General features: G+C 56.5%; 12 protein-coding genes. 8 read left to right on the forward strand and 4 right to left on the reverse strand.

The window, feature by feature from the left end; genetic code table 11:
* Positions 1-43 precede the first annotated feature (43 nt).
* Positions 44-436, reverse strand: coding sequence for a hypothetical protein (locus Poly21_RS06280; RefSeq protein WP_146406049.1), 393 nt, complete (start codon positions 434-436; stop codon positions 44-46).
* 153 nt (positions 437-589) lie between these two features.
* Between Poly21_RS06280 and Poly21_RS06285 the strand changes: the two genes are divergently transcribed.
* The 6 genes from Poly21_RS06285 to Poly21_RS06310 all read left to right on the forward strand — a co-directional run bounded on the left by Poly21_RS06285 (position 590) and on the right by Poly21_RS06310 (position 10,194).
* The gene (locus Poly21_RS06285; RefSeq protein ID WP_302117811.1) at positions 590-1,852 is read left to right on the forward strand and encodes a carboxypeptidase-like regulatory domain-containing protein; all 1,263 of its coding nucleotides are present in this window, start codon (positions 590-592) and stop codon (positions 1,850-1,852) included.
* A 190-nt stretch (positions 1,853-2,042) separates the two neighbouring features.
* Complete coding sequence (locus tag Poly21_RS06290) at positions 2,043-3,176, forward strand: phenylacetate--CoA ligase family protein (protein WP_146406050.1); 1,134 nt, start codon at positions 2,043-2,045, stop codon at positions 3,174-3,176.
* A gap of 169 nt (positions 3,177-3,345) precedes the next feature.
* Positions 3,346-4,779: an aldehyde dehydrogenase family protein gene (locus Poly21_RS06295; RefSeq protein WP_146406051.1), complete on the forward strand. Its 1,434-nt coding sequence runs from the start codon at positions 3,346-3,348 to the stop codon at positions 4,777-4,779.
* Between the two features lie 69 nt (positions 4,780-4,848).
* The gene (gene gpmI / locus Poly21_RS06300; RefSeq protein ID WP_146406052.1) at positions 4,849-6,459 is read left to right on the forward strand and encodes a 2,3-bisphosphoglycerate-independent phosphoglycerate mutase; all 1,611 of its coding nucleotides are present in this window, start codon (positions 4,849-4,851) and stop codon (positions 6,457-6,459) included.
* 239 nt (positions 6,460-6,698) lie between these two features.
* Positions 6,699-8,069, forward strand: coding sequence for a BBP7 family outer membrane beta-barrel protein (locus Poly21_RS06305; protein ID WP_302117814.1), 1,371 nt, complete (start codon positions 6,699-6,701; stop codon positions 8,067-8,069).
* 217 nt (positions 8,070-8,286) lie between these two features.
* Complete coding sequence (locus Poly21_RS06310) at positions 8,287-10,194, forward strand: autotransporter family protein (protein ID WP_146406053.1); 1,908 nt, start codon at positions 8,287-8,289, stop codon at positions 10,192-10,194.
* An 85-nt stretch (positions 10,195-10,279) separates the two neighbouring features.
* On the opposite strand, the gene Poly21_RS06315 is transcribed toward Poly21_RS06310, so the two are convergent.
* The 3 genes from Poly21_RS06315 to Poly21_RS06325 form a co-directional block, all read right to left on the reverse strand.
* Complete coding sequence (locus Poly21_RS06315; RefSeq protein WP_146406054.1) at positions 10,280-10,609, reverse strand: ArsR/SmtB family transcription factor; 330 nt, start codon at positions 10,607-10,609, stop codon at positions 10,280-10,282.
* Positions 10,610-10,778: 169 nt separating this feature from the next.
* The gene (locus tag Poly21_RS06320; protein ID WP_146406055.1) at positions 10,779-11,534 is read right to left on the reverse strand and encodes a cohesin domain-containing protein; all 756 of its coding nucleotides are present in this window, start codon (positions 11,532-11,534) and stop codon (positions 10,779-10,781) included.
* 406 nt (positions 11,535-11,940) lie between these two features.
* Positions 11,941-13,092 (reverse strand): SdrD B-like domain-containing protein, encoded by a 1,152-nt coding sequence (locus Poly21_RS06325; protein ID WP_146406056.1) that lies wholly within the window; start codon positions 13,090-13,092, stop codon positions 11,941-11,943.
* A gap of 576 nt (positions 13,093-13,668) precedes the next feature.
* On the opposite strand from Poly21_RS06325, the gene Poly21_RS06330 reads away from it, so the two are divergent.
* Together Poly21_RS06330 and Poly21_RS06335 are read left to right on the forward strand one after the other, a co-directional pair.
* A complete protein-coding gene (locus Poly21_RS06330) occupies positions 13,669-17,259 on the forward strand; it encodes a cadherin domain-containing protein (protein ID WP_302117817.1) in 3,591 nt (1,196 codons plus the stop codon).
* A gap of 544 nt (positions 17,260-17,803) precedes the next feature.
* Entirely contained in the window at positions 17,804-19,345 is a 1,542-nt protein-coding gene (locus Poly21_RS06335; protein ID WP_146406057.1) for a YifB family Mg chelatase-like AAA ATPase, read from the forward strand.
* Positions 19,346-19,378: the final 33 nt, after the last annotated feature.

The raw sequence follows: 19,378 nt of genomic DNA on the forward strand, positions 1-19,378 counted from the left end.
ACCGTCGCTATCGATGCGACTTGTTTGAACGGATCGCGACGGCTCAGTTGATTTCGTCGTAAAGGATTCGTCCTCCCAGCCAGATTCGGAAGCGACGGATCGTTAGGCCGCGCGAGAACCCGATTTCGACAGATACCGTGCGGTTTTCGATATCCCCCCAACTGGGCTCGACCGCGATGGATGTCGGGAGCGTGAAGTCGAACTTAGAGTGAATTTTCAACCAACTGATGCGGAACCAGCACGACCGGCCATCAATTTCGACAATTTGGCGAAAACGCCAGCCGCTGTAGGTTAGTCTGCCTGTAAACGGCTCCTGAATGTCGATAACGCGAAACAGGAAGCTGCGTCGCAACAGTACTGCGTGATCGGCATACGCCCCTCGTTGGAGAGAGGAATCCGTCGAGACGGAGAACGGGTTGGGATCGCTTTTTTCCACATTCTTCCCAGGAACTATGTTGATACTCGGTATTCGTTGACTTACGATAACGCTGTACAGTTTGCCTATTTTGCCAGTGGTTTGACGGTTGACGGAGAGGATCGATCCCTCTTTCGAGTAGGTTTACAACCTTTTTTCATTACGAGACTCATCATGACACGTTTCTTGGCTTTGATGGCGCTTTGCAGTTCGGCAGCCTGCGCGCTGTTGGCGGCTCCCGCAGCTGCGCAGTCAGAAAACCTAGCGGTTACCGATCACCTTACTGTATCTCAGTGGGTCAATCCGGCGACCCCGGGAGAGCTGAGCGGTCAAGTCATTTTGCCATCTGCCAACGGTTCGGCACAAGCGATTGCGAATGCGGTCGTGGTGATGACCAATCAAGACGGGGAAAAATTTCGCGGCTCCACCGATGAGAACGGGCAGTTCGTCATCACGGGCGTCCAGGCAGGCGTCTACGCACTGACCGCTCGCGCTGATGGTGTGTTCGCTTGCTGTGCAATGCATGTCGTTGATGGCGAAATGGTAGCCGCCGATCAGCTTCCTCAACGGGTGGACATTGCCGCTGCCGCCATTGATTACACGGTGGTGAAAACCTCAATCTTACGCTATCTACCGCCTGCTCGCGGCCAGAATTCGTACACCATTGACGACGTGGACTTGGCAGGCATCTCCGACCGGGTGGCTGGCGACAGGTCGTTTCGCGTCAGCCAAAGCGATGGTGGTCTGAAAGGCCGGTTGCACATTGCGGGAGCGCGTGGCGCGACACTCGGGGATGCCGGACTGCTCAACGTGTTTCTTGTGCATCAGGGTGAAGTCGTTGATCGCGTTGTCTCGTTGCAAGACGGCACGTTTGTATTTGTGGACGTGGCTCCAGGAGAGTATTCGATCCTGGCTCTCGGCCAGGCTGGTTTGGGGATGGCGGGATTTGAACTGATTGACGAATCGACGGTGAATCAGTTCGCCGGCCGCGTCAGCGGTGCCAAAGCGATCACGCAGAACGACCGGACATTGACATCGATCCATGGCGATCCGCTCTGCTGCCGAGAATTCGCAATGCAGGTCGCCCCATTGCCACAGGCCATGGAATGCTGTGAGGCAGAGGTTTATGAAGAGCCGATTCTCATCGATGAATGCGACGATTGCGTTGCGGGATGTGATGCGTGTGAAGCTGTTGACGAGTGTGGAAACTCGATTTGTGAAGCGGACTCCTGCTGCAATCCATTAGGCGGCGCTGGCTTCAGCTCCGTTGGCTTCAGCTCCGTTGGCGGCGGTGGTGGTGGTGGTGGCGGCGGAGGCGGAGGTGGTGGTTTCGGCGGCGGCTTCCTCGGCTTGGCCGGACTTGCCGGTCTGGCGGGGCTCGGCGGGGGTGATGATCCGATCATCGTGCCTCCAGATCCAGTGAGCCCAGTTCGCTAGTCAATCCAGTTCGCTAGTTAAACCAGTTCGCCGGTGAGACCATCTGCTCGTGATCTCAATCTCTGATATCAAACTCAAAAACCTCGGAAGTGGCCCTTCCGAGGTTTTTTGTTGTGGTTGTAGGAACGGTGTCATGCGTTCACAATGGCGGCGTTACGTTGATTGACACCTATCTTTGCCTGAGGAAAATATGAGTGCTGTTGGGGAAGTTTCCGAAGCTGAACTTCAGTCGTCTGCGGCGGCGTCTCTGGACCGCCTCAATGAGCATACGCTCAAGACCGTTCATTGGCATTTCAGCGAGAAAACGGGTTGCCCGTTTTGGTTGGAAAAGAAGTCTGAGCTGAATTTTGATCCGCTCAAAGACATCGGCTCGTTTGCCGATCTCAAGAAGTTCCCGCACTTCCAAGACGACTGGCTGCGTGGCGGCCCGATTCGCCGCTGGGTTCCCCAAGGACACGCTGGTAAACCGGTGTATGTCTTTGAGACCGGTGGCACAACGGGGATCCCGAAGAGCCGCATGGTGATTGAGGATCACTGGAAGGACTACGAGTTATTCAGCGAGACGCTGCCTGAAAAATACTTTCCCAAGGGTGCCAACTGGCTGATGCTGGGCCCGAGCGGACCGCGGCGGCTGCGAGTGGCGGTGGAACATCTGGCCCAACATCGCGACGGCATCTGCTTCTGCATCGACTTGGATCCGCGCTGGGTCGTCAAGCTGATCAAGAAAGGATGGATGGACCATCTCGAAGAGTACAAAAAGCACTGTGTCGATCAAGCAGTGACGATTTTGACCGCGGGACATGATGTCAAGTGCATGTTTGCCACGCCGAAGCTGCTCGAGTCGCTCAGTGAAGCGCTGGAGGAAAGAGGCACCAACCTGGCCGAGGTGGGCATCACCGGGATTTTCTCTGGTGGCACTGAGTTCACGTCGCAGTGGACGCGTTTCTGTGTTGAGGAAATGCTGGGTGGATTGCCCGAGGAAAGCGGGATCTACATGACGCCCACCTATGGTAACACGCTGATGGGTTTGGCATGCAGTAAACCGATCACTGCTGAGGACGGCTACAAGATCGCTTACTACGCCCCCCAGCCCCGCGCTGCCACCGAGGTTGTCGCGTTTGACGACTACGACCAGGTGGTCGGCTATGGCGAAACGGGGCGTGTGAAACTGTACACGCTCACCGATGAGTTCTTTGTACCGGGGTTCATGGAACGCGACGAAGGCGAGCGCGAGCGACCGATCGCAAACTTTCCATGGGACGGTGTGAGCGGTGTACGTCCATTCCATGAACTCGCCAGCGCCACGACCGTGGGTGTCTATTAACGAGACGGGCGATTGACTGAGCCCAGTCGCGCAGGCGACCGGGTTGGCGATCGTTTCAATGAGACACAAACGACCGGGTTAGCGCGGCTGCCCGGCGCGTTAGCGACCCGTGGCTCACCCACTCTTTCCCGAACTCTGAACCTTTCCTTCTTTCTGAATTCTCATTCTTATGATTACTCTCAATCCACTTCGCTGGGGCAAGCAGTACGAGTCCCTTGAGTTCAATGATGTTGTCCATTTTGACACGGGACAGCCGATTGCTCGCGTTGGCACGGTGGGTGGCGGAATTGTTTCGAAAGATCTCACGAAAGCCCATCTCGCTCGGAAAGCCCTGCTCGAGGTACCAACGGACGAGCTGATTGCGATGAGCAAAAAAGCAGCTGAGCTGTTTGAGAACCAGACGCTGCGCGTGGGTGACTCCATGCAGAGCGTGGATGACTTTGTGCATCAGCAATCCGCCAGCACAGGGTTGCCCGAGCACATGTGCCGCTCGAATATGGCAAAAAACAGTTTCGTGCTCAGCCGGATGGATGAGATCCTGCAGTGCTTGACGCGTGGTTTGGACTTGTCCATCTTCTCCAAGGGTTACGGCGATGAAGGCCGTGGCGTCACGGTGAGCTATCAAGCCCAAACGCCAGTTCTCGGGGCGGTGCTACCGAACAACTCGCCAGGTGTTCATACCTTGTGGTTGCCCGCAATTGCGCTGCAGATCGGGCTGGCACTCAAGCCGGGATCGCAGGAGCCTTGGACGCCCTACCGCATGGTATCCGCGTTCATGGAGGCAGGCGTTCCTCCAGCCGCGTTTGGATTGTATCCGGGGGGACACGACGCGGGCGGGGCAATCATGGCCAAAACACCACGGAGCATGATCTTTGGCAGTGCTCAGACGCTCGCCCAGCACGCTGGAAATCCGCGGGTGCAAGCTCATGGACCTGGCTTTTCGAAAATCTTGCTGGGTGACGATATCGTTGATGATTGGGAAACGTATCTAGACGTGATGGTGGAGAGTGTGTTGAGCAATTCGGGCCGTAGCTGTATCAACTGCTCGGGCATTTGGGCCAGTCGTCATACCCGCGAAATCGCCGCCGCGATCGCCGAGAAAATCGGCCCCATCGATGTTGTGCCGCCAACGGATCCCCAGGCTCAGCTCGCTGCCTTTACCGTCCCTGCGATGGCGACGGGCACGTGGGCGATGGTCGAGCAAGACCTCGCTGAGTCCGGCGTGACCAACATGACCGCCGAATATGGCGAGAAACTGATCGAGCGTGACCACTGCGCGTATTTACGCCCGATGGTGGTGCATGCCGATTCCCATGAGCGAGCCGTCGCGGCGAAGGAATACATGTTCCCGTTTGTGAGTGTGGTCGAGTGTCCGCAGAATCAAATGCTGCGGAACATCGGGCCCACGCTCATCGGAACGGTGATCACATCAGACGAGGCATTGATCGAGGACGCTGGCCGCTGCGTCGAAATCGATCGATTGAACATCGGCCCGCTGGCGACCAATCGCATCAATTGGTTGCAGCCGCACGAAGGGAATATCATCGAGTTTTTGTTTCGGAATCGCGCCTACCAAATTGCCCCGATGCCAGTAGCACTGTAAAGCACCGCCTTGTAGCCACCGTCTCCAGACGTTGGAGAACCACACATCCCTCCCACCCCATTTACCGCCGTGACTCAATTACGCCGACGCCCTGTTGTTCTCATTATTCGTGATGGATGGGGACAGAATCCGGACCCGAAGTGGAACGACAGTAATGCTATCTATCTAGCAAAATGCCCCGTCGACGAGAAATTGACCGCAGAGTATCCATCTGTGTTGATCGCCACATCGGGCGAAGACGTGGGACTGCCCGATGGTGTGATGGGCAACAGCGAAGTTGGGCACCAGAACATTGGCGCCGGACGAATCGTTGACCAGGAAGTCATGCGGATCACCCGTGCGATCCGTGACGAGTCGTTCTTCTCTAATCCGGTCATCCAAGGTGCTGTCGATCACGTCAAGAAATCAGGTGGTCGCCTTCATTTACTCGGGCTCATGTCTGATGGTCGTGTGCACAGCGATTTACAGCATGGTATGGCTATCATTGATCTAGCAAAACGAAACGGATTCAAAGGTGACCAACTGGCGATCCATGCGATCACCGACGGACGAGATACCTCGCCTCACGGCGGCCTGAATTTTGTGCAGCAGATTGAGGACAAATGCGCGCAGGCTGGGGTCGGCGTCGTCGCCTCGGTGATCGGTCGATTCTATGCAATGGACCGTGACCTCCGCTGGGAACGTGTTCAGTCGGCCTACGATATGATGACCAAGGGTGCCGCCCACACCGCGACTTCGGCCAGCCAGGCAATTCAAGACTATTACGATCATCCATCGGACTCGAATCGTACCGGAGACGAATTTGTCCTGGCCACGTCAATCGTTGCTCCGGGCCAATCGCCCGTTCTGGTCAGCCCGGGCGACGCGGTTATCTTCATGAACTATCGTGGCGACCGTACTCGAGAGATCACCAAAGCCTTCACCTATAGCGATCCCGAATGGCAGAACATTCCTGGTGGCGGTTTTGATCGTGGTGCGAAAATAGATAATCTCTTTTTCGCAACGATGACCGGTTATGAAACCGGACTGCCCGTGGAAGTGATTTTTGAAAAGCGTGCCAAGATGCCGAATATTCTCGGCGATGTGGTTGCGACGGCAGGCCTGAAGCAGTTTCGCTGTGCAGAAACCGAAAAGTATCCGCACGTGACTTTTTTCTTCAACGATTACCGTGACGATCCATTTGCTGGTGAAGAGTGGGGAATGGCGCCCTCACCGCGCGACGTATCGACCTACGATCAAGAGCCCGAGATGTCCGCAGAAGGTATCACAGAACAAGTTCTGGAGCACATTCAGGCCGGCGAGAATGATTTGTACATCGTCAACTTTGCCAACGGTGACATGGTGGGGCATACGGGCGTCTTGAACGCTGCGATTACCGCTGTCGAGAAGGTAGACGACTGCGTCGGGCGTATCGTTGAGGCAACCCTCGCCGCAGGCGGTAGCCTCGTCGTCACTGCGGACCACGGCAATTGCGAACAGATGATCGATCCAGTGACGGGGGGCCCCCACACCGCGCACACAACTTACACCGTGCCCCTGATCGTGGTCGATCCCGACGCTCGCGGGAAGTCACTGCGGGCAGGCGGGCGTCTGGCGGACATTGCACCAACTGTTCTCGCATTGATGGGGCTCGCCAAGCCTGCCGAGATGACTGGTGAGTCGTTGGTGGAGATCTCTTAACTAGCTCAAATGATGCCGTGTGACCGGTTGATGCAGTGCGCTGACAAGTGCCGGGCTCGCCATGCGACGGCTCAAGGGTGAGTTTCACAGCGATTGCCAGGCACCCGGACGCAGTTATTTTTAAAAATCGAGTTTAACGGTTAGATAAAGTTTGGCGATGCTGTCGGTGTTGCGACGATAAGTGAGTGGGATGAGGGTCTACCTTCACGTCACTTGTTTGATTCGTCGAACTGATTTCAATGCATAACATTGCCAATTCTCAGCAGACCACCACGCCAGCGATGTTCCGTATGGCCGTGGTGCTCATGTGCCAGTTTCCGTTTGCGGTTCAGGCTGTCCGAGCGGATGGCCCCATGACACGTGCCCAAGCGATGCAGACAAACGAGGTCGTGCATTGGCGACCGGTGAGGGCCGAGGAATGTGCCTCGCTGCCTCCCCAAGGCTCCTACGAGGAGTTTGAGGAACCGTATGAGCCTCTACCGAACCTCGGTTCGTTCAGCCCTGGGGCGTGCGACCAATATGGTGCGTGCGACGGGTTCGATTCGTGTCCGCCACGTCACCTGCCCGGCAACTTTTGGATTCGCGCTGAATACTTGCATTGGTCACTCGACGCGATCGACCTGCCCGCTCTCGTCACAACCAGCCCCGCGGGCACCCTGCCCCAAAACACGGGCGTGCTCGGCCAGCCCGGGACGGCAGTGTTGTTCGGCGGCACATCCTATGGCGACTCCTTCCGCTCGGGTGCGCGGGTTACCGTGGGCTGGCAAGACGACGCCTGCGGCAACGGTTGGCAAGCAAGTGCAATGGGGGTTTTTAACGACGATACATCCTTTTTCAGCAGTGCCGGACTGCTGGCACGTCCCGTCTTTGATACGGGGACCGCGTCCGAAGCGTCAATGATTGTCGCTCACCCGGACTATCTGACTGGATCGGTTTCGGCGACGGTTGGAAACCAATTGCAGATGTACGATATCAATCGGCGGTTGAGTATGTCGTCATCGCAGTGCCAAACAGTCGATTTCTTGGTCGGGTACCGCTATGGTCAACTCGACGAGACGTTGGGGGTGAGTCAGTCATCGGTATACACCGAACCTCAGGGGCAAATCATCTCGGGGACGACAGTGAACCTGTACGATCATTTCTCCGCCGAGAATCGCTTCAACGGTGCGCAATTCGGATTCCAATTTCAACAACACTCGGCTTCAACGACGTTGTCGCTGATCGCCAAAGTGGGTTTGGGCGTCAACCAGGCCAAAGCTACCATTGACGGTGCCACCGTGACCACCGTTCCCGGCGGCGGTTCAGCTACGTTCGATGGCGGATTGCTCGCTCAGAGCACGAACATTGGTGTCTACGAGGAATCCAAATTCGCGGTCTTGCCTGAGGTGGGGGTGAATCTGCATACTCGCATGGACGAGCATCTCGAGGTGTTTGTCGGATACAGCCTGCTGTACTGGTCCGACGCTGTTCGGGTGAGCAGCCAAGTTAATCGTAAAGTGTCTCAGTTCCCGCCGGAACCAATTACGGGCACCGCTGACCCTGCCTACCAGTTCCAAACCGACAGTTTTTTCGCTCACGGTTTGAACGTCGGCGGCACGATCACGTTCTAGCGTTAGCGACCGAGGACGCGAGCGGCACCCCCCGACCACGTGATGCATTCTTGGGTTATCCAGTGACGCCGACCTCGCTGCCACGAACGACTTTGTCGATTGCAACGGCTGGGCCTCTGGATGCTACCGAATTGCCGTGACGTCCGGAGTTATTGCAAGGAACGAATCAATTGGAGGACGATGAGGTGGACTGACTCGCATAACAGGAACCACCTGAATGACTCTGATTACTCGTGCAATTCGACCGTATCGAACCCACCGCCGCTGGATTCTGGCAGGCTGGATTGCCATGGCAAGCGTTGGGGCGGCCCACGCTGCGGACATTGAAGTGACGTCAATCGACGATTCTGGTCCAGGAACGTTACGTGAAGCGCTGACCAACGCAGCGGACGGTGACCGGGTCGTTTTTAACATTCCAGGTGGAGTCGCATCAACAATTACGTTGGCAAGCGATTTACCGGACGTCACTAGCAATATTACGTTCTCCAACCCAGGTCCTGCGATCGCGATCGATCGCAACGGGAGCGGGCCATTAACGTTTGCAGATTCGATTGTAGATCCGACGGGGCTGAAGTTTGATCCGGTCCGAGGGTCCTACGATATCTCTGCGACTACCGCATCGCGAATCTTTGGCGATGACGTCGTCATCGGCAATGTGCAGTCGACAGGAACAATTGCACCGGGCGCAAATGCGACGTCCGGCTCGATTGGAACGCTCACCATTGAAGGCAATTTAAACGCGAGCGACGCCACATTCGAATTTGACATCACGGGAAATGATCCTGCACAAAACGATATTGTTATCGTCGATGGGAGGGCAAATATTTCCAATGCGACGCTGCAACCGCGATTCAGTGGCTCGGACTATCAGGTTGGAAACTCGCTTACTGTTCTGCGTTCAGCTGGTCCCCTAATCGGAGGGGTCTCGTCCACCGGACCGTTCCAGCTGCCGAACAATCCATTCTTGGAAGCAATGGCCGACCAGAATGCAAACGACGTCTTTTTGAACATTGTGGACAACGGAGAAGACTTCGCTGACGTCGTCACGGGGTGCAATTCGGCTGCTGCGGCAACAGCGTTTGACGAAGTCCGAATGGGAGGTTCCCCACCCCTTAGTATTGAGGAACTTCGAAACGGTTCAACTCTACAAGTGACTACTGCTGTCAATCAGCTCTCAGGTGCCATTTATGCCAATCTGCTCGACGCGGAGATTGAGCATATGCAGATGAACGTGGGTTCGGTCCGAGACCGGATCGTCATGCAGCTCGATCATCCCGTTGATCTCGACGTCTGTCAAACTTGGGCGCGGGGGTACGGGATCGATGGGGAAGTTGGTGTCGATGATTGCATGACGGAGGGGTATCACCAGCAGACCGGAGGTCTTGAGCTTGGCGTCGCTCGCGTGAACGCGAGCGGGTTCGCCGTGCATGGTTTTACGCACCTCGCTAACTCCACATTGGATAATGGTGACGCGGGACAGAACGCGGATATCGGCTCATACCGCGGGGGCGGTGCGATTCAATACGTTGGCGATTTCGCGTATATCGTCGGCATGGCAGGAGGTGGCGGACAGTCGTATGACGTTCATCGGTCGCTGTCTGCAGTTCCTGATGCGACGTTCGTTGAAAGTTCGTTCAGCGGGCTGTCTCGGTATGGCTACCTGGAGATAGGGAAGGCATTCGGCGGCGGAAGGGTGCTTTGGCTGCCCCATGTTGGATTGCAAAGTCTGTACTCCGATTTCAACACGACGCGAGAGTCAGGCGACGCGGACTTTGGCTTAAACGTCACCGGGAGCGACCGAGATTCATTGCGATCACTGATTGGGATCGACGTTCAGAACACGGGTCCCACGGAGTTGGGCCCAGCCACGACGCGTCTTCGATTAGGATGGTTCCATGAGTACTTGGACGATACGACTACTCTCGCCAACCAATTTCAAAATGCAGGCGCCCTTACTCCTTTTGACTCACGCAGTGTCGATGCAGGACGCGACTGGGCTGCCGTGGGTGTGCAGTTGGACTGGGGGATGATTTGGGGTGGCCGGCTCACGGGCGGGTACCAAGGATTCTATAACTCCGATACCACATTTCATCTGGGATCCATCGGATCGATGTGGATGTTTTGAAAGGACGCGTTGACCCGAGAAATCAACCGCCCGTTGACCACTTCCGCTCCCAGGCTCACCGCCTCCGATGACCCTGAACGGCTTCCTAATTGGACGTGGGGCTGATGTCGAGTTTGCAGCATCCGAAGTCGAGCGAGCCGATTTTTCTGGTGTTGCTAGCTTGCTTGTGGAAATCGCTACTGAGCGAATAGTAGATGTACTTTCCTTCTCGCTGCGTCGATACGAGACCGGCGCGGAAGAGTACACGCAGGTGATGGGAAACGGTTCCTATTTCCTGTTCGAGTGAGCAGGCCAAGTCCGAAACACTCAACGGTCCAGTCTGGAGTGCCTTCACGATCTGCAGCCGTAATGGCTCCGCCAATGCTTTGAAGTACGCGGCGCAGCGAATTTCGTCTGAATCGTCGGCATGGTTCATCGCGTCAGTCTAGCGTTGTCAACGGGCGCCGCAAAGTCGCTGGTCGATTCGTAGCGGCACAGCCATTTCGCCGCACGGGTGCAAGGCACGATCTCTCGCCCTGCACGAGATCACAGGCCGTTCCCGACGTCACTGCGAAAACCACATGTCGTCGACGCAGCGACCAGCCTTAGTGGTGCCAGGTTGCACGCACGTTGAGGCGACGTTTCGTCGTGGACTGCGAATCAAACATGTGTCGATAGACATCATCGACGGCTTGGGGAGTCATCGGGCTTTGCAATTCTACCTGTGGGACCGTGGCGGGGGCATACTGTACTTGCGGTCCTTGCCACGAGGTATCCTCGCCTTCTTCGTCGGCCCGTGACGAGGCTAGAACGGCATTGCAGTTTTCTTCGTCGGTGACGCTGTCGGCCAAGAATGAACCTCGAATGCGGCGTGGTTGCGTATCGACTTGGGGCCGACCGCTTGTTTCGATTCGTCCGTCGCTCGCATCCAGGCCAACGATGGGCTCTTGCGTGAGCGAAATATGTCCCTCATTGAGTCGCACCTTCTGGACATCGATCGCGATCGGTTCACCCAGCGAGCTACCGGGGTTGGGTGTGAAATCGATATCGATCAATTTGCCGTCGCCTGTCGCGACTGGAGTCGCCGAGAATACAAAAGCCACAATCGTTCCAGCTTCCTGATTCACATTCGCAATCACCGCCGCGCGGCCACCCCAGACGTCTCCGCTGCGGATCCGTGACGCATCTGTGGTGACTTCGGAGGGATCGAATTGAATCCGTACTTCGGCTGCCCGCATTCCATCAGCGCCGGTGACTTCGATGGGCGTGGATACCTCTGCCGCGATGGTCTGGCCGTCGCTGCCCGAGCCGCCCGACGACAAATCGGGCAGCATCGCACTCGCCATCGAAACGCTAGCCATGACGCGTCTTGATTCGAGACACTGTACCGTTAAACGAGAGGTTCGCTTTGCCATCCTTGGCCCGCTAGAAAAGTAGGAAGAGAGCTGACGAAGAGCCAGCCACCTTGCTGAACCCCAGACGTCAATCGAGCGTGTCGATGCTCAGAACTACTCAACGCCGTTCGCAGAAGGCAATTGCAATTACGAGATGATTCGGGTTTCACGCCGGTTTCATCACCTCGTAAGGCGAGCCCGCAGCGGCAAGGTCCTCCCTCCGAACGCCACGTGGAAGGATTGACATGGCACGCCTGGCAACCGCAGGGAGGCCGCTGATCGCCAGGGACTTCAGCCCAGCTGAGCCGAATCCCGCCCGCTGTAGCCGGCGTTTGAGACGTCAGCATGCATCTCGTCTTAACAAATCATCGTGTTACCAAATCAGCATAGAAGCTAGTGCTTGATCTCGTGCCACCGCGTCATCATCTGTCTTCCGCTGGCCAGATTCGACGTTCACGGGCACTACCTGGGACTGGCTCGACAGGAGCCTAGCGGTAACTGGCGACAGTTCCAGCTCGGGAAGGGGTTCCCCAGCGGGCGCGGCTTGCGATTGATCCGATGCGGTCTGGGTAGACGAGGATTGATCGGTATTGCTGGCAACTGCGGGCGTGTTGGTGGTGGTGTCTGTAGCAGCCGCATCGGTGTTGATTTGCAAAATCGTGTCTGTCCATGCAGTCGATCCGACGGGCTGGACCACGGTAGTATGCAGTCGGTTGTAGACGTACTGTGGCAACAGCCCGAGTTCGCGAAAATTCTGGTCCGCGATCGTTTGGTCGACGACGATCGTCACCGACAGTTCATTGACGCCACCTTCGAGATAGGCGATCGGTTGCGATTCTTCAATCCGATAGGTGGCCGGGCTCAAGTCGGCAAAATCATAGCGTCCAGTGGCATCGGTGGTCGTCTGCAGGGTTTCCCCTGTCGCCACATTGGTCAGCGTGATCACGACGCCAGGAATGCCTTCGACGAGTTCGGGTGTGTTATTGGTGTTGGTATCGGCGTAAACGAAACCACCAATGCTCTCGTTTCCTGAGTTTCCCGTTACGGTTATCAGTCCATCGGTAGCGTCACTGCCCGGGACAGGCGTTGGCGTGACCGGGATCTGGCCTTCGTTGAGGCTTACTTCGGTTAAATCGAGGACTGTGGTGTCACCGACCGTGGCTGTCCCAGCAATCGAAAACGGCAAGATCACGAGGCTGCCGCTGCCGGTGGGTAGTGCGGCCGATGCAGCAATGAAGATCGTGACGGTGCCTGCGGCGTCGTCAACACTTGCGGTAACTTGCGTGTCCAGACCTGTCCACACGGAACCGGCCGTGATCGCATCAGGGTCGAGATCGAGTAGATCCGTGTCGTAGCTGAGTCGGATTTCGGCCCCTCGCACTGCGGCCGCATCATCGATGTTCACAGGTACAGATACCAGTGCCGATACATCCCCTGTCAGATCATCAGGAATGTCGACAGCGGCGAGCAAACGCCGAGATTCGAGCGGCTGGACTGTGAGTGAGCGAGAGCGTTTTTTCTTCATGTGCATTTTGACTCGAAAGCGTGCCGGCAAGTTCCGTGAGACGGACCAGTTTCACAAAATTGTGTCAGTTTGTGTGGCCTGGGAAGTCTGTGGTTGACGGGGTGTTTTTGCCGGGGGGGCGTCCTGTCGTATATTGATGTGGCTGGGGAAACTGGAGCCGCCGTGGCGTCATTTATTATCGGCACCAACTGTCCAGCTGCCAGCATTATCTGGAAGAGCACTGGACTTTATTTCGGGGGGCGTCCGCGCGACCGCATATGAGCGTCATAACCACACAATTGCATCGATTTTGGACGAGCAAGGAACTTTTCGACGATTAGAATAGTCCAAACCAAAAATCCGATGAGACATAGACTGGAAGCCTTCCATCGAGGGCAACTGCCGCGGCAGGTACCCAGGTTGATGCAATCGGAGATCGGAATTTCTTTTTCGATGAAGAGGGGGTGCTCCTCTCTTCGCCGCAAGCATCCGCGATGGCTTTTCGTGTTGTGCGGTGGTTGCTCCCTCCTAACTAAACTAACGCAGCTGCTGTCACGACGTACCTCCCAGTCCCACCAATGTGAGCTCTCCTCTTCCATGCGTAGCCTTTTCAAGTCGAATCGTCCTTCGTCCGATCAGCGTCGAATTAAACGCCAACCGCGCAAGCTGTCCCTGCAGTCTCTCGAAAATCGGCGAGTGTTGGCGGCCACTATTGCTGCCTTTGAGCCATCCGCCAGTGGGTTTACCGCGGAGTTTAGCGAGCAGGTTAATGTCGATCTTCTGAACCTGTTCGATACCCAAGGTCAAGCTGCAGGTGCTGCTGACGTGGTGCTCCAGGGCGCCACGACTGGCGAAGTTCGGGGGTCATTTGTCGTTGACGGTACCAGTCTCTCCTTTGTCGCCAGCGATGGGGCGCTTGCACCGGATACCTATACGGCGACCCTGCGAAGTGCCGCTGATGCATTCACCGATCTTGCCGACGGAGAACTACTCGACGGTGACAACGACGGGACCGCTGGTGGCGACTACGTTACAACATTTACGGTCGACGCTGCAGCTCCGGTTTCGGTCGCACTTCCCGGGATCGTTCGCGGTCCCGGCCAGGACTTGCAAACCCCGGATGGCGCTGACCTGCAGGATGGACTGCCCATTCAATTGAGCCAATCCGAAGGTGTGACCTCGGTGACGATGACGATCCAATACGATCCATCGATGCTCGATATCAGCGACGTGCAACTTGGCTCCGATGCACCCGCCGGCAGCCAAGTCATTGCGAATTTGACGGTCCCTGGGACAGCCACGATCTCATTCTTTTCAATCGACCCTTTAACGGCGGATCAAACTGATTTCCTCCAATTGATCGCCTCGGTTCCTGAGGACGCGACCTACGGGAAGTCACAGGTTATTCATATCTCTGACCTCGACGTCAACGCGGGCGCGATGGATTCGGTTGCGAACGATAGCCTGCAAGTCGTCGCCTATCTCGGCGACGTCAACGGTAACGAACGTTACGACGCCGAAGATGCTCGTTTGGTCGCCCGCGTCGGAGTCGGTCTCGACACCGGTTTTGTCTACTCCGATCCAATCAGTGCGACTCCTACAAACCCATTATTCCCCACGATTGACCCCGTTCTGTTAGGAGACGTCACTGGGGCGGACGGGCTCAGCCCGTTGGACTCGAGCGACATCCTCCGCCGCGTTGTCGGATTGCCGACGCCTAATTTGCCTGAGATTCCAGGCGATGTGGATCACGCACCGAGCGATATATCGCTCTCCAATGCCACCATCATTGAAACGGCACCCATTAGTTCCACCGTCGGCACACTGACGAGCACTGACGTCGATGCGGGTGACACGTTTACTTACACGCTTGTCTCAGGCTCAGGAGATACCGATAACGCTGCGTTTGTGATCGATGGTGATCAACTCAAGACCGCTGTTGCTTTCGATTTTGATACCCAGTCAAGCTATTCGATTCGGGTCAAGAGCACGGACTCCAGTGGCCTGTCAGTCGAAAAGACACTACTGATCACGGTGACGGAGGCAAATGAGAACTCCGCCCCAACCGCCATCGCACTCAGCGATGACTCGATCGATGAAGCGGCTCCGATCGGGACCGCTGTCGGCACGCTGGCGAGCACCGACCCTGACGCGGGTGACACGTTCACGTACACCTTCGTCACCGGCGAAGGCGATACCGACAACGCGTCGTTCGTGATCGATGGCGACCAGATCAAGACAGCCGAAGATCTCGACTTCGATACCCAGCCCAGCTACACGGTGCGTGTTCGCAGTACCGATGCCGGTGGCCTGTTCTTCGAGCAGATGTTCACGATCACAGTGACCGAAGCTGCTGAAAACACAGCCCCAACCGCCATCGCCCTCAGCGATGACTCGATCGATGAAGCCGCTCCGATTGGGACCGCTGTCGGCACGCTGACCAGCACTGATGCGAACCCGTTTGACACATTCACGTATACCTTCGTCACCGGCGAAGGCGATACTGATAACGCTTCGTTCGTGATCGATGGCGACCAGATCAAGACCGCCGAAGATCTCGACTTCGATACCCAGCCCAGCTACACGGTACGTGTTCGCAGTACCGATGCCGGTGGCCTGTTCTTCGAGCAGATGTTCACGATCACGGTGACCGAGGCTGCTGAAAACACTGCCCCGACCGCCGTCGCTCTGAGCGATGACTCGATCGATGAAGCGGCTCCTATCGGGACCGCCGTCGGCACGCTGACCAGCACTGATGCGAACCCGTTTGACACATTCACGTATACCTTCGCCACCGGCGAAGGCGATACTGATAACGCTTCGTTCGTGATCGATGGCGACCAGATCAAGACAGCTGAAGATCTCGACTTTGATACCCAGCCCAGTTACACAGTGCGTGTTCGCAGTACCGATGCCGGTGGCCTGTTCTTCGAGCAGATGTTCACGATCACGGTGACCGAGGCTGCTGAAAACACTGCCCCAACCGCCATCGCTCTGAGCGATGACACGATCGATGAAGCGGCTCCAATCGGAACTGCTGTCGGCACGCTGACCAGCACCGATGCGAACCCGTTTGACACATTCACGTACACCTTCGTCACCGGCGAAGGCGATACCGACAACGCGTCGTTCGTGATCGATGGCGACCAGATCAAGACTGCTGAAGATCTCGACTTTGATACCCAGCCCAGCTACACGGTACGTGTTCGCAGTACCGATGCCGGTGGTCTGTTCTTCGAGCAGATGTTCACGATCAACGTGACCGAGGCTGCTGCCAATACGGCTCCGACGGACATCACCCTCAGCAACGATACGATCGATGAATCGGCACCGACCGGCAGCGTCGTAGGAACACTCAGTGCTGTCGACGGTGATGCAGGTGATACGTTCACGTACGGCATTGTCCTCGTTGAAGGTGCTGGTGATACGGACAATAGTGCCTTTGTAGTTGAAGGTGACCAGCTCAAGACAGCTGACGAACTCGATTACGATACCCAGTCCAGTTACACCATCCATTTCCGGGCTACGGATGCTGGCGGTTTATCTGTTGAAAAGACGTTCACGATCAACGTGACCGAGACTCCCGCCAACTCTGCCCCCACTGCGATTACCATCGACCGTGATGTTGTAGCGGCTGGGCAGCCTGTTGATACGCTCGTTGGTTCCTTGGGCAGTGTCGACCCTGACACTGGTGATACGTTCACCTACACGATCGTGGCGGATACCAGTAGCGACCCCGATGCATTCAAGATCGTCGACGGGAATTTGGTTACCAACCAAAGCTTCGACGACGCGATCCAAGACATGTTTTCGGTGGATATTCAGACCGAAGATGCTGGTGGTCTGACTCTGACGCAGACTTTGGAGATCATGATCAGCGAAGCGAATGTCGAGCCAACTGCAATCACGATTACCGGCAGTTCGGTTCCAGCCAATCCATCCGCAGGCACTTCGTTTGGGACCTTGTCGACTGTCGACGCCAATACTGCCGACAGTCACACTTATACGCTGGTTGCGGGCGAAGGTGATACCGACAATGGCTCATTCGAAATCGTGGGTAACGAATTGAAGTCCACCGTGGATCTCGATTCGTCTGTGCAGACGAGCTACAGCATTCGCGTGCGAAGCGAAGATCGCTACGGATTGTCGATCGAAGGCGTGCTTACGCTCGACTTAGAAACGGTCTAGTCGAAGTCGAATCATTGAGGAATCGATCAGGGAAGACAAACACATTCCTGTGAACCAAAACGTCCAACGGGCGGCCTTCGGGTCGCCCGTTTTTGTTGCGCCCTCATGGGAAAGATTTTATCTACTATAACTCACCTCCTAGGACGCCAACGCAATGATTCGGAGCATGACGCACAGCAACTAGGCTTTCTGATTATCATTTTGGGTCGTTCGTTTCTCACCGGAACAGCCTCGGTGTTCCCTTCAATATCTGACACCTCACGCTCCGTATCGCAGACAAGCAGATCGCGATGCTCAAGTTGGTGGTCGATCGAACGGGTTGGTGCGTGACTGGCGACAGATACTACGTCGGGGGTTACCCTCGAGGGCCAGCAAGAGCGCAAGCGGATTTGTCGCGCCACGCTGCGGGCTCCTGATCCGCTATGATGGAGCGTGAGTTTTGATGTGTCGGCGGGTTGAGGGACGACGCTGGCAGTGAACGACGACGACTGGACCACTCAAGTTCGATCGAGCGTACTTTTCTTCTGTGGATACCGAGGCACTCATGCTGGCACGACTGAAGACATTCACGTTGTTGGGCATTGAAGCGATGCCAGTCGACGTGGAAGTCGACATATCGCCTGCCGCGATGCCGAAGACCATTTTGGTCGGATTGCCCGACACGGCCGTGAAAGAATCGACGCATCGCGTGGAACGGGCGATTTCCAATAGCGGTTTCATCCGCCCCACCGATCGCGTTGTGATCAACTTAGCCCCCGGTGATTTGCCCAAGCAAGCTCCCTCGTTCGACCTACCGATCGCACTGGGGGTACTCGCCGGCAGCGGCCAGCTCGATGCCGAACGGATTGAGGACTACGCGGTCGTCGGCGAACTCGCCCTGGAAGGCATTACCCGCCCCATCAAAGGCGTGTTGTCGATCGCGATCGAAGCTGCCAAAGACCAATCACTCAAAGGATTGATCGTCCCCTCGGAGAACGCGCCCGAGGCCGCCGTTGTGGAAGACCTCGAAGTGATCGCGGTCGATTCTCTGGCGCAGTGCGTGGCCTTCTTGGCCGGTGAGATCGAGATCCCGGCGGTGCCGAGTCGTCTTGAAGAGATCTTTGAGCAGTTCAGTGAATATGACGTTGACTTCGCCGACGTACGGGGCCAAGAACTCGCCAAGCGAGCGATGACCTTGGCCGCCGCCGGACGACATAATCTATTGATGATCGGGCCACCGGGCAGCGGGAAAACGATGCTCGCTAAACGCATCCCGACGATTCTGCCTCAGCTACTGCCCGCCGAGTCGATCGAGACGACCCGTATCTACAGTGCCGTTGGCCAACTGCCGTCCAAACAGCCGCTGCTGGCCAAACGTCCGTTTCGTTGTCCCCACCATACAATCAGTGACGCGGGCCTGGTCGGTGGTGGCAGTCCACCATCGCCCGGTGAAATCAGCAAGGCTCACAATGGGATCTTGTTCCTCGACGAATTGCCTGAATTCAATCGCAAAACACTCGAAGTCATGCGGCAACCGCTCGAAGATGGTGTTGTCACGATCTCGCGGGCGCTGCGGAGCACTACCTTTCCTGCCGATTTCATGCTGATCGCGGCGGCGAACCCCTGTCCATGCGGATATCGCAGCGATCCCCGACGAAGCTGCAATTGCACGCCACCCCAGATCGAACGGTACATGGGTAAGATTTCGGGACCGTTGCTCGATCGAATTGATATTCATATCGAAGTGCCCGCCGTCCCGTTTGAAGAGTTATCGGCCAAGACCACGACGACCGAGAGCAGTGCGATGATGCGTGAGAACGTCGTCCGTGCTCGCGCTGCACAGAGTGATCGGTTCCAGCACAGTCCGGTGCGTTACAACGCTCAAATGACCAGTCGCCAAGTTCGACAGTACTGCGAACTCAATACCGCCAGTAAGCAGTTGCTCAGAGTCGGAGTAGAGTCGCTCGGCTTATCCGCCCGCGCCCACGACAAGATTCTGCGGGTCGCCCGCACGATCGCCGATATCGCCGCCAGCGACAAGATCGACGAAGAACATCTCGCCGAAGCGATCAGCTACCGAAACCTCGATGCCGACCTATGGGTATAAGTGGCTGCACGTGAACGTTTTCACTTTGTGCCG

The sequence above is a fragment of the Allorhodopirellula heiligendammensis genome (genome assembly GCF_007860105.1).
In the GTDB taxonomy this organism is placed as follows: Bacteria; Planctomycetota; Planctomycetia; order Pirellulales; family Pirellulaceae; genus Rhodopirellula; species Rhodopirellula heiligendammensis.